Below are 13,526 nucleotides of genomic sequence, written 5' to 3'. Positions count from 1 at the left end.
CCTTTTGCTTTCAATTATTGTATGCACACTGCTAACAAAAATCTCATTCCCCATAAGATGCTTATAAAAAATAAGCACTTACGTACATCTCTTAGACTACTTCCATACCTACGTCTTTTATCATCTTTATGTCATCTACAATCTTGTTTCCTACAGTTGTAAGATAATTGCCTGAAATAGTAGCATTGGCACCTGCTCTAAGACAGTCTTTACCATCTTTAGCTATAAGACTTCTTCCTCCTGCCAGCCTTATTTGACTTTTTGGATTTATAAATCTGAACACTGCTATAGTTCTAAGTATCTCTTCATCAGTAAGGCTTTGGGCATTTTCTAGAGGGGTTCCCTTTACAGGATTTAGTACGTTTACAGGTATGGAATATACTTGAAGCTTTTGAAGGTCCATAGCCATTTTTATTCTATCCTCCATAGTTTCTCCCATACCAATGATTCCACCAGAGCAGACTCTAAGTCCTGCTTCTTTTGCTGCTTTTATGGTATCTATCCTCTCCTCATAGCTGTGAGTTGTGCATATATCCTTATAGTAATCTCTGCTGGTTTCAAGATTATGATGATACATTGTTATTCCAACTGCTTTAAGTTCTTCCAGCTGTTCTTTATTTATAATTCCAAGGGAAGCACAAAGATCCATCTTTACTTCATCCCTTAAGGTACTGTATATTTTAACAGCTTTTTTAAATTCTTCTCCCGTCAAAGCTCTGCCACTGGTAACAAGTGAAAACCTGTTTACACCCTCTCTTTCATTTTCTCTGGCTAGCTCCACTGCTTCCTTTGTATCCACCAATCCGTATTCCTGTACATTTGTCTTATAATGGGCAGATTGCGCACAGTATTTACAATCCTCTGTACATTTTCCAGACTTGGCATTCATTATGGAGCATATATCCACAACTTTTCCATTAAATTTGTCACGAATTCTATCTGCTGCCTTTATAAGTCCTTCTAAATCCTCTGTCTTTGAAATTTCCAGTGCTTCTGCATAAGTTATAAGTTCTCCACTGTTTATCTTTTCTTCTAATTTTGAAATAATACTATCCATTTTATTCCTCCATGAATTTGATTTATTATTTTATATAATTTTTAACCTAATGTGCAGAATTCTCCAATCCTCTATAGGTGGAGAGTAGTTCACTTACAAATAGCAAATAATAACAATGCGGCTTTGTGCTTTTGTAGATATTAATTATGTTAACCAATATATAATATTACAGTTACCAATTAATTTAAAATAATTTTATCCATCTTTTATTAATATTCTACACTTCTTTACGTTAACCATATCGATTTTATAAGTTAACGATTAATTCAATTTTATACAACTTATAACCTATTGTCAAACATATGATATCTACTAATTTTCTCATCTACTATTCTTAACAAAAAAATAAGCACTAGTATTTCTACCAGCACCAATAATTATATGGATTAAAGGGGTAATCCTATATTGTTATAATAACAATTCAATGTTACGTCATTATTCCAACATTGTAACTATTACTTAACTTTGTTGAATGTTTTATGAACGCCGTGAAAGTGATTCGCACAAAATTAAAAATTTTGGTTCTCTACTTGCACTCTGTGAAAGTGATTCACACAAAATTAAAAATTTTGGTTCTCTACTTTTCTCCCTGAAAGAAAACTCCGTCCCATAAATATATTATAGTATTGTTATCCAATAAGTAAATCATATTATAGGCCTTTCCCTCTGGGTTGTATATGGTAAGTTCCCTAATTGAATCTCCATTTACTTCAATGGCACTTAGTTTTGTTTTGCTTTCATCAAAAAATTCACTGCCGGAAACAGTCTTCACTTCATATCTAGGACTTTGTACCGATCCATTTGTATCGGCAAATTGATTCTTTGATATAGTTATTGTTTTACCAATATAACTCTTTATATCGTCCTCTGACATGGCATAAATAGGTACAGTTCCAACAGATTTTGTAATTTTCCACTGACCAAAATATGCTTCATAACCTTTAACATTTGCGTTGTTATTTGTACTATTAGCTGAATTCATATTTGCAGAAGAGCTATTATTGCTTGAAGCTGCTCCATTGTTTACATTACTACTATTAGAATTGGTACTATTGCTGTTATTTATGCTGGAAGAATTACTAGTTCCTGTACCAGTGCTGCTATTGTTTGAAGCAGAGGAAGAATTATTAGTGTTATTTTCTAAGACTGACGAATTATTTGTAGTAGAATTTGTATTATTTTGTGATGCAGCCAGACTGCTATTTTTTCCATGTATATATGCTATTGACCCAGCTGCCAGTATTACTGCTGCTATTATTACTCCAATCAGAAAATTTTTTTTCATTTTCGTTCCCCCCATAGCTAGTTGTTAAAATTGATTATTGAGAATTTATAGTAAAATATTCCATAGTAATACATCTTTATTAATTCAGTAATATTATATCAAAAAATAAATAAATATTTTGTCGAAATTTACAATATTGCATTTTTAAATTGAAAATCAAGTATTATCAATGCTTTGCCAGATCACTTCCTAATTTAAATTTATATAAACAGAGTTCTAAGTATCGGTATTTACAATACTTAGAACTCATTGTCCTTTAGGTTAAGCCGTTATCCAGGGACACAGCCACTCTTTATTACAATTTTGAAACAGATGGGAGTATTATTAAAGCAAGTAGTCATGGGGTAAAAATTATATTTTATGAATCTTTTCATTTTTCTTATCCAATAATATAGGCGCTTTATCTGTTATTATCCCGTCCACATTTGATTTCATTACCTTTTGCATATTCACAGGATAATTAACTGTCCACGCATACACAAGTCTATTGGTTTTGTGAATATTATTCACTAAATTTGGTGTTATAATTTTCTGTTCTATACTATAGAAATCCACACCTTCTGTGGGGATCTTCTCTTTAGAGTTACCGACTATATATCCTGTTCTAATATTAGGATTTTGTCTTTTTACATCCAGTAGAATCTTATAACTCAATGAATGAACCATGCACTGATTAGTAAAATTATTTTCTTCTATAAGATTAACAACTTTACGGGTAAGATCCACAGTGTTTCCATAAGGCTTTATTTCTATTATAATCTTGAGCTTATGATTGGATGCTTTTATTACATCATCCAGAGTTGGAATTTTATCCTCTTTATATTTAGAACCCGAAGGTGTGCGTAATGTAAGTTTTTCCATTTGCTTGTAAGTTAATCTATTTACAGGAGCATTTACTCCCGTCAATCTTTTCAAGCTTGGATCATGCATTAAGACCACTACTCCGTCCGCAGTTTCCTGTACATCAATTTCTGCATAATCTACTTTGCGCTCTATGGAACTCTTAATGGAACTCATGGAGTTTTCAGGTTCGTTAGCGCAAACTCCTCTGTGAGCTATAACTATCACTGGATGTAAATTCATAGTATTATCTATATATTGAACACTTTCATTTTCCTTTAGATTATTTGCTTTATAAACTTGGTCATCATGAATATCTGATCTAATCAAAACAAATACAAAAATAAATATTACTACAACTGGAAATACACATATTCTTAATAAATTTTTAAAATTAGCATTAATTGTTTTCATAAGATTATCCTCTTTGAAAAATAAAATTTTAATATATCCATTAAAACAAACAATAAAATAAAAGCACCAAATTATTACATATTTATTAAACAGAACTCTATTATATTATAATATATGTATTTTAACACTTTATGCATTATATTTAAATAAAATTTATATTTTAAATTTCTGTACTACTTCGTTTAATTTTTGTGCAAACTCTGCCTGAGTCTGAGAAGTTCTGGCTACCTGTTCTACTCCCTGAGTTGCATCATTCATGCTGCTTTGTATTGCTTCAATATTGCCAGAGGATTTTTCTGCAATTTCAGCTGTATTTTGTATAGCTTCAGCTACTTGTCCCATTGTAGCAGTTATCTCTTCCGTCATAGCTGCTATCTCTTCAGTTACAGAACTTATAAAATTTGCATCATTATAGTATTGATTTCCCATATCTAAAAAAGCTTTAAATTGTGAATCTACATCTTTATTGATAAATGTCAATACATCATTACTATTATCAGAAAGATTTTTAAAAGCCTCCTGTACCTTCAAGATAGTATCCTTTATACCTGATACTGCCTCTGATGACTGTTCTGCCAGTTTTCTTACTTCTTCAGCTACCACTGCAAAGCCTTTACCATGTTCTCCGGCTCTTGCCGCTTCAATAGCTGCATTAAGTGCCAGTAAATTTATCTGCTTTGCTATGGCTGCTATAGTATCTGACATTGCTCCTATATTTTCTACCACTTTCCCAGCTTCAATAGCCTTTAATATTTTATTTTTCTTTTCAGCATATATTTTACCCACTGTCTCTGCAGACTTATTACCTTTATCCTGTACTTCAATTGCTCTTTCCTTAGATTTAAAAGAATTATTACTTCCTTCCATGGATTTTTGCGATAATTGATTAATACTAGAATCTACTTCCTGTACAGATGCACTGATTTCCTCTGAAGAAGCACTGGTTTCCTGCACTCCACTTGTTATTTCCTTTGTAGCAGCATCTATACTTTCAAAATTTGCTGTAAGTTCCTCAGTCATAGCTGAAAGTTCCTCACTGGCAGCGCTCATATCCTGGGCATTATCCATAATATTTTTTATAAGTTCCTTCACATTGTTTTGAGCAGTATTAAGAGCTAAAGCTGTTAGTGAAAATTCGTCTTTCCCCATTACAATCATTGGTGTAGAAAAATCATATTCCGCCAATCGTTGTGCAAAAACTCTTATTTTTCCAAGAGGAGTAGTTACTCCCTTTGCAATTGCAAAAGATAAAATTATGGCAATAATAATACCTGCCAAAATAAGTATAAGCATGGTATTCCCAGCACCTATGTATACATTATGATTATCGGAATTTGTCTGTTTGGCATGAATATTACTCATATTTACCAACTTATCAATGGAATTAAACATAATCTGCCATTTTTCATCCATTTGACCATACTGATTTACTGCCGCATCAAAATTATTATTATTTATTAAAGTCAATAAGTAGTCCTGCTGCTCAATAAAGTCCTTAACATTAGCATTAAACAAGCTGAATTCCTTCTTTTCCTGATCATTTATAGGGCTATTGCCATACTCTTTTATATAGCTGTAATTTTGATCTGTATTTTTTTTAATGTCTTCTAATAATGCTGTCTTTCGACTGTCATCTTTTACATAAACTAAGTCTAACATATCTGCCCTAATTTCAGTTAGATTCTGCTCCATATCAGTAAGTATATATACATTTCTAAGACTATTACTATACATTCCCTGTGAATTTCTATCCAGTTTTTGCAGTGAAGTCATACCTATAATTCCTATTATTGCAACTACTAAAACTATGATAAAAAAAGCTATAATTATGTTTGTTCTTACTTTAAGATTATTAAGTATTTTCATTGTTTTTCGTCCTCCAACTATGTTATATAATTTACAATGGCAAAATATTTCTATGAAGTCAGGTTTTCACAGATATACATAGCTTTTTACTAATGTAAATTATATAAAACAAATTTTTTAATTAATCACATACTATAATGCTAATAAATTTATAATCGTTAATATGGTGAATTTCTTTATAAGCTTTCAAATTTAACCTGATGTGCAGAATTCTACTACCTATTTTAATAATTATTTTTATTGTCAGAATAATTAAAAAGCTGTTTCGCTATGCATAGATATGAATAGCAAAACAGCTCAAATTGCGAATGTATGTCTTCATTTTATTCTTATTTTCTTTTACTTTGGAAAATTGGAGTTTTAAAGCATGATCACTTTTAAAGATGCACTTTATTTTTTAATTTTTTTACTGCTGATAATATACTAAATATCAACTCTGAGAAAAAATACACAGCTATGAATATTACAGGGAAAGAATAACGTCCCTGACCCTCTGTAACAAAATATACACAGGTAAACATATAAAAACATATAAGAGAATATAGGGTAAAGCTTTCAATTGATTTTCTGCCAATTAAATTTAGGATTACCTTTACAGTAGATATTATCATTAATACTATGGCAGGTATAAATAATATATTCTTTGCCAGGCTAGCATAGGCTATAAATATATACTGCAAATATGCACTGATGCCTGCTCCATCAAAAGCATAGAGTATATCGTCTCCTACAAAATATGTATTAATCAATCTTTTAAAGCCCAATCCTATGAATCTTCCCGGATGGCTTACTATCCATTTTTTGGCTGCTGTACTCAACATTTTATTTTTAGCTGTCATATTGGCTTTTTTATATTCCTTTGTATTTACAATGGAATTCTCCACATTGGCAGCCGCCATCCATCTTCCATAGTTATTCTGAGAATTGTTGTTTATGTACATCACTATTCCACCATTATTGGAAATAAAGGTGAACTGTCCCATTAATTTTGTATTTCTATATACCCAGGGAGAAAGCACCAGGAAACTTACTGCCAATATTATTACTGTATGCTTTATTACCTGTAAAAATTTTATCCCTGACAAAAGCTCTACTAAAAATATGGCAAAAAAGAGCGCCAGAAAAAAGGGTTTTATCATGGAGTTTACTGCAACCAAAATACCAATAAGTACATATTTATATTTTATTTCACTGAAATATATTAATGTAGCTAAAAGAAATATAGTAGTAAATATTATTTCCGTACCCAATATACTGTTATAGAAAATATTGCTTGGGAAAAGTACGAATAAGGTATATACAATTTTTCGTCTGCCCTCTTTTATAGGAAGCTTAATTAATAATTTATAAAATATTAAATAGCTTAAACAAGTTAAAACTAAGTTAAAAAGTTTTGCAGTTATTAAACTGCTTCCAAATAATTTATACACAAAGCCTAAAATTATGGAATAACCCACAGAGGTATAGGTATTTCCCCACTGTCCCCCATTAGCCACCTGCTTTGCTATGGTATTGTAATAGGCAAAATCTGAATAGGGCTGTGTATTTACAAAAATAACCCACAGCAGTGAAAGAATTATCCCCAGTAATGCAACTATTTTATAATAATTCTGTTTAAAACTCTTCATTTTTATCTCCTTGCAACTCTTTTACTGATATATTTTAACATATTTACTAATATATTATACACTAAAAAAATTCAGCTGATGAAACTCCACTTTTATCTGTGCAGTCCATCAGCTATCATTCACCACATTATCCACCCTTTGGGTGTATATTCTTCCATTTATGTTTTTAGTACTGTTTTTTACATTTTTACACTGAAAAATGGCAGTGCCGAATAATTGAGTACTAACCAAAGTGATGATGACTGTTAAGAAGCCTTACTTTCAAGATCCATGCTTCTGGCTTTTGGCAAAAGAGTAATCAATCCTACAATAAACGCAAATACTATAACAAAGCCTGCAATGAAAAGTGCATGATCTACTCCAGATATAATATTTGCAGGTTTCATTTTCTCTACAGTTTTAGTATTTGTAAAGAAATAAAATATAGCGCCCAAAAATGCCATACCTGTAGTCTGTCCTATGGTACGAGATAGATTAAGAAGGCCTGATGCAAGTCCTCTCTGTTCTGGTTTTGCAGTAGATATTATAGCTGCATTATTTGGTGTCTGGAAAAAGGCCAAACTTCCATTAAATAAAATAATTGTACCAGCAAATCTAAGTATACTGGAATAACCGTTTAATGTGGCCATTACAAATGAACCCGCAGCAAAGGCAAATATGCCTACAAGCATTATTGTATAGTTTCCAAATTTTTTTGCTGCCCATTGAGAAATAGGAGTAAAAATAGCGCAGCTTACAGGTCCTATAGTCATTAATAATCCTGATTTGGATGTGGAAAACCCTCTTGCCTGCTGAAGATAAAAAGGAAGTATTAATAAGGTTCCCGTTATTACGGCATACATTAGTACAGATATGATAAGACTTCCACTGAATACATGATTTCTGAACATACTGAGTTTTACAAGTGGATACCTTATTCTATGCTCTAAGGTTAAAAATGCTATAATACCTGCTATAGTTAAAACTACACATAAAATAACTTGTATGCCCATGCCATCACTTTCAGCAAAAGTGACACTCAATACATAACATATAAGGGTAAAGCACAATAAAATAAGACCTAGTATATCAAATTTTTGAACCTTCTCTGATATAGGTATCTTAGGAAATCTTGCCACTAAAATTAATGTTATAACCCCTATAGGTACATTGAAGAAAAATACAGCTCTCCAGCCAAAGTATCCTATGAGTAAACCACCTATAGATGGTCCAAGGGCAAAACCTATAGGCAGCATAGCTGTAAGCACTGACATACTGGTTACGAGTTTCTCCTTAGAAACTAAATCTCCTATAATAGCAAAGGACAGTGCCATAAGTACAGCTCCTCCTACCCCTTGCAGTGCGCGAAAAACTATAAGCATATAAATGGAAGTGGACATACCACATAGTAAAGAAGCAACGGTAAATAATATGATACCATAGATAAAAATAGATTTTTTCCCAAACACATCTCCAATACGCCCTATACCAACTATAAGAGAGGTCACTGCCAAAAGATAACTCAAGGCTATCCACTGAATACTGCCAAAGCTTGCATTAAGTTCCCTGGCTATAGTAGGAAGACCAATATTTACTATATTTGTGTCTATTGAAGACATAAGGGTAGTAAGTGAAAGTACTATGATGACTAAAAGGTAACTGGTTTTAACAGAAGCTGTATTGTTTTGATTTGTCATAATTTTCCTCCTTTTCATCCTGCCTGCGCACTATAAAACCATGCTTTTCATTTCGCATAAGCATTTCAGTCATGGAAGATGGTCTCATGTCCATTTCCCTAGCCAGATCTTTTTGAATAATTCCATCATTCTGAAAAATTAATGACAATAAACGTGATTGTTCCTTATAGGAATGCCCTTTCGGTTATGCCTGATGTGAAAAACGGTGGATTTGTCGTCCAATCAATTTAAAGTTGTATATAATTTAGCTGAATCTGACTTTAACATTATTGCTCTCCCCATATATAATTAGGTATCTAATTAATTAGAGAATAGCACTGGGAAATAAATTTGTCAATGAAGTGTGCTGTCTAGTGCCATCTCATAATTTCCAAAATTTGTACCCCTAAGGTGTAGAAAATGAAAATTATGCAATAATCATAAATAAAAGAAGCGACTATATATGAGCCGCTCCTTTTATTCATGCAAAATAATCTTATGGATAATTTCAATTACCTTTATTATTTTATTATTTCTAAAAGCATATTATAATTTTTTTCTTTAGTTCTTTTCATTACAGTGAACCAATCAATTATAGCCCAAATGCCGAATCCTCCTAAAGTTATTAACTTAATTATTCCTAATCCTACTTGCCCTAAAATAAATCTATCTACTCCAAGATAACCAAAAAATATTGAAATCAAAAAAACAACTATTGGGTCTTTATAATTCAAAGATTGTAGTATTATTAGTTTACTATCCTCTAATGTCTCAATACTGCTTCTTACTGCCATTAACTTTTCACTAGGTAAATACTTAGTACCTGTACTAGCTATGAACATATCTACTTTGTTAGAATCCATTTTATCTCTCCTTATAAATCATTACAATTTAGTGGATTGCAGAATACTGCAATCTTAAAAAAATTTTTCTAAATTACCAACAAATTTTAATTTAAAATTATGCAGGCATCTAAATTACTATAATTTATTACAGTAAGACAAATAACTCATTAATAAATATATTCACGAACATAACAAAAAATGTTAAATTATAATATTTTTTATTTATTGTTCTGCTGAATTTTTAGTATTACTCAAAGGAATTTCCTTCATAAATAAGACAACTACTAAAGCCAGTATTGACATAACAACACAAATTACAAACACACTGTGAATAGAATTAGAGAGAATGCCCTTTATATCCTCTATTAATTTCATAAAACGTGGCAGCATTTCCTTAGGCAATTTTGCAGCTATGCTTTTCATGGAATCTCCTCCACCAGTTAGTGCATTTGGATTCTTTAATACACTAGTAATAGAAGCTGGTAAACCTGTAGTGTCAAGATCCTTTAATCCATTTGTCACAACTGTACTCATAATTGTTCCAAGTATTGAGGAAGCAATAGTCTGTCCAAGAGATTTAAAAAATTGTGTTGATGAAGTTACAACTCCAATTTGACTCTCAGGGAAAGCACTCTGGGCAGTAACACTGAAGATAGGCATTACAATCCCTATTCCAAATCCCAAAACAATCATGTCAATTATTATCTGTAAATTACTAGTGTTAACTTTTAAATTCAAAAGCAGTGCAGATCCAATAACTGCAATGACAAATCCAATTATGGCCTGAAGCTTATATTTATTAGTCTTTGATACCAGAACTCCACTTACCATGGCTCCTACAATAAGGCTGAGCATCATAGGGGTAAGTATTGCTCCAGATTTACTGGCACTGGAACCTGTAACTTCTTGCACAAATAGTGGTATGAAAATTGCAGCTCCCATCATTACGGCACTGATTAAAAACATTTCAATAGCTGAAAAGTTAAATATGGAATTCTTAAATAGGGTCATTGGTATTATAGGATCTTCGGCTTTTATTTCAATAACTGCAAATATAATTAGCATAACCGCTGAAAATATAAGCATGTCTACAATTTGAACTGAATTCCAGTCATAATCCTTTCCTGCCCAGGTAAAAGCAAGAAGCATTGGTACTAAAGCTACAATTAAAGCTACAGCTCCAAAATAGTCCACTTTTTTCCTCTCCTCTGCCTTATGAGTAGGAAGTACTAATATTATTATAATAAGCGCTATTATGGCTATAGGGATATTTACGTAAAACACCCATCTCCAACTGAAATTATCTGTAATAAATCCTCCAAGGGATGGTCCCACTATGCTGGCAAGCGCTCCTGCGGAAGATGCTATTCCCACATATTTTGCCCTTTCTGCCGGAGCAAAAAGTACTCCTATAATTGCTAGAGAATTTGATATTAAAATAGCCCCACCGATTCCCTGAAAACCTCTAAAGAAGATAAGCTGCATCATATTCTGAGAAACTCCGCATAGAGCTGACCCTATAAAGAAAACAATAATTCCAAATATATATACAGGTTTAAAACCATACATATCTGCCAGCTTTCCAAAGAGAGGCATTGAAATTGTTATGCAAAGTAGATAAGCTATCATAGGCCAGGTGTAGTAATCAAAGCCTTGAAGACTGCTTATAATTTTTGGCATAGCAGTAGTGACTATAGTACCATCAAGAGATGCTAATAGTATACTCATCATTACTCCTATCATTATTAATACTGTGTTTTTTTTGGTTAGATTTGTAAAAGTCATGTAAATCACTCTCCTCCAATAAATTAAAATATCTTTAAATTGTATTTTATTATTATCAATTTATTGATGATATTGATAATTAATAATAATTGATAATATATTGACGCACTTCTCCCTATTTAATTTTAAGCAAGATTAATTTATTATAATGCTTGCTGAAAGCAGTATAAAAAGCTTACAGTCACATTAGGTAATATGAAGATTTCTAAAATCACCTGCTAATTACAGGATTATCCTGATAATATATAATTTGCATTATCAAATTGCTGAATGGTATTCAGCCTAAAATAATAAAATTATGATTTTAATTAGCTGTTTAGCAGTATAAATTATATGGATAATGTAAAACCTTCTTATTTAGCCTTCTTCAAGAATGATGTTTTCATAAAGATAACATCATTGCTGCTATACTATATAGGTTCTTTCTTAGAATAATTATAATATTTATGAAATAAATCACTCTTTATATTTCATATTATATTTTATTAAAATTGAAAATGCAATAGTTTTGTAATATAATTATAAATATATTTCATATCTTGGAGGAATGTAAAGATGAATGGCTTTGAAAAAAGACGTGAAGATAAAAAAGAATCTATATTAGATGCAGCTTTAGAACTATTTAAAGAATTTGGATATGACAAGGTGAGTATTGCTGAAATTGCGAAAAAAGCTTCTGTTTCACAGGTTTCCATATATAATTTTTTCGATAGTAAAAAAAATCTCAGAGATGAGCTGTTGAAAAAACTTGTAAATGCTAATCTAGTTGAAACCTTAGATATTTTAGAAAGCAGTGATTCTGTAAAGGTTAAAATAGAAAAATTATTGATGTCAAAAATAAATTTTTGCAAAAGTTTTTCCATGCATTTCTTGGTAGAATCCGTACATAATAATTCATCAGAAAGTGCACCTGGTTATTTTGCTATAGAATATATAGGTAAAGATAATTATAAAAAAATAGAAGATGGCTTTACTAAACTCTTCGAGCAGGGAAAAAAGGAAGGTCTTATTGATAAAGACATTTCTATAGAATCAATACTGTATTATACAGATGCTATACGATATTATTTTCTAAATAATCCCTCCAGCTTTGATAAACTTGAAAATAATCCAAAGCTGGCAAAGGAATTCTTTTCATTAATGTATTATGGAATTATGAAGAGATGATTTAAGGAGATTAGAGGTAAATTCTTTTTTATCATCACATCTAATCTCCTCAAATATTTACCTTCTCCTCAGATTAATTAGTTTATTTGATTATTGCTATTACAGTCATAACTATACCCATAGCCATAAAGCATATACCCACAGCACTTTGTAAAGTCCTTTCATTAACCTTATTAGCATAACGAGAACCTAAAATTCCACCTAAGACTGCTCCCCCAGCCAAGAAACTGCCTAATATAAGACTGATATTGCCTCTAGCCGCATAGCCCACAGTAGAGGAAAAAGCTGTTATAGCCATTATAAGAGTAGAAGTACCTATAGCTTTATGAAGTGGAAATGACATTAATATTATTAAAGCTAAAAGTACCATAACTCCACCACCAGCTCCAAACAGTCCACTTAATATTCCTATACCTAATCCTGTAATTAAAACTGCTAGTATTTTTTGCCATTCTCTTTTAAAATGAATAAATCCTCTTACAGTATCTAATGAATCATTTTTCCCTTTAAAACTATTATAAAACATTGATAAGCCTCCAATAACTAAAAAAATTCCAAAGCTAGAGGATAGTTTACCTTCTTCCATTTTGTTTGCAAATGATGCACCTAATTGAGCTCCAATAACAGAAGTTAAAGCTATCCAGACACCTGATTTAAGGTCTATATTGCCATTTTTGTAGTAAGAATAAGATACAGTTAAAGAAGCTATAACATCCACAAAAAGGCTTGTGCCTATTGCGGCATGAACACCAACTTTAAAGAACATAGTTAAAATAGGAACTATAATCATAACTCCACTAGCACCTATAAGACTTGTCATACCGCCAGTAATAATACCTATACCTATTGCTAATAAATAAAACACCAAATTCATAAAAATATGTCTCCTTTGTAGTTGCTAATTATAGATTGCGATTTACTTAAAGTAACTTGTACGAAAAATATTTATTATATCGTAATATTTTACAGGGCTTACTTAATTCA

General features: G+C 31.5%; 11 protein-coding genes. 1 reads left to right on the top strand and 10 read right to left on the bottom strand.

The annotated features are described in order from the left end of the window. Positions 1-91 precede the first annotated feature (91 nt). The 9 genes from bioB to CLOPA_RS03735 form a co-directional block, all read right to left on the bottom strand. Entirely contained in the window at positions 92-1,057 is a 966-nt protein-coding gene (gene bioB / locus CLOPA_RS03775; protein ID WP_015614146.1) for a biotin synthase BioB, read from the bottom strand. Positions 1,058-1,634: 577 nt separating this feature from the next. Beyond that, entirely contained in the window at positions 1,635-2,342 is a 708-nt protein-coding gene (locus tag CLOPA_RS23555; RefSeq protein ID WP_015614145.1) for a hypothetical protein, read from the bottom strand. A gap of 351 nt (positions 2,343-2,693) precedes the next feature. Then, entirely contained in the window at positions 2,694-3,596 is a 903-nt protein-coding gene (locus CLOPA_RS03765) for a glycerophosphodiester phosphodiesterase (protein ID WP_041710765.1), read from the bottom strand. 153 nt (positions 3,597-3,749) lie between these two features. Then, positions 3,750-5,462 (bottom strand): methyl-accepting chemotaxis protein, encoded by a 1,713-nt coding sequence (locus CLOPA_RS03760; RefSeq protein ID WP_015614144.1) that lies wholly within the window; start codon positions 5,460-5,462, stop codon positions 3,750-3,752. Positions 5,463-5,839: 377 nt separating this feature from the next. Beyond that, the gene (locus CLOPA_RS03755; protein ID WP_015614143.1) at positions 5,840-7,090 is read right to left on the bottom strand and encodes a hypothetical protein; all 1,251 of its coding nucleotides are present in this window, start codon (positions 7,088-7,090) and stop codon (positions 5,840-5,842) included. Positions 7,091-7,335: 245 nt separating this feature from the next. Beyond that, positions 7,336-8,766 carry an MFS transporter gene (locus CLOPA_RS03750; RefSeq protein ID WP_015614142.1) on the bottom strand — a complete coding sequence of 477 codons (1,431 nt, stop codon included), beginning with the start codon at positions 8,764-8,766 and terminating at the stop codon, positions 7,336-7,338. Then, positions 8,735-8,914: a MarR family transcriptional regulator gene (locus CLOPA_RS23550; RefSeq protein WP_051115599.1), complete on the bottom strand. Its 180-nt coding sequence runs from the start codon at positions 8,912-8,914 to the stop codon at positions 8,735-8,737. Before CLOPA_RS23550 ends, CLOPA_RS03750 begins: the two co-directional genes overlap by 32 nt. Before the next feature lie 352 nt (positions 8,915-9,266). Continuing rightward, positions 9,267-9,608, bottom strand: coding sequence for a TM2 domain-containing protein (locus CLOPA_RS03740; protein WP_015614141.1), 342 nt, complete (start codon positions 9,606-9,608; stop codon positions 9,267-9,269). A gap of 204 nt (positions 9,609-9,812) precedes the next feature. Further along, positions 9,813-11,375, bottom strand: coding sequence for an MDR family MFS transporter (locus CLOPA_RS03735; RefSeq protein WP_015614140.1), 1,563 nt, complete (start codon positions 11,373-11,375; stop codon positions 9,813-9,815). Between the two features lie 555 nt (positions 11,376-11,930). Between CLOPA_RS03735 and CLOPA_RS03730 the strand changes: the two genes are divergently transcribed. Then, positions 11,931-12,542, top strand: coding sequence for a TetR/AcrR family transcriptional regulator (locus CLOPA_RS03730; protein WP_015614139.1), 612 nt, complete (start codon positions 11,931-11,933; stop codon positions 12,540-12,542). Between the two features lie 82 nt (positions 12,543-12,624). Here the strand turns inward: CLOPA_RS03730 and CLOPA_RS03725 are convergent, their stop codons facing one another. Further along, positions 12,625-13,416: a sulfite exporter TauE/SafE family protein gene (locus CLOPA_RS03725; protein ID WP_015614138.1), complete on the bottom strand. Its 792-nt coding sequence runs from the start codon at positions 13,414-13,416 to the stop codon at positions 12,625-12,627. Positions 13,417-13,526 lie beyond the last annotated feature (110 nt).

This window comes from Clostridium pasteurianum BC1, from assembly GCF_000389635.1.
GTDB lineage: Bacteria > Bacillota > Clostridia > Clostridiales > Clostridiaceae > Clostridium_I > Clostridium_I pasteurianum_A.
Note: the sequence above shows the minus strand (reverse complement) of the source record. Positions and strands in the feature narration are given on the sequence as shown.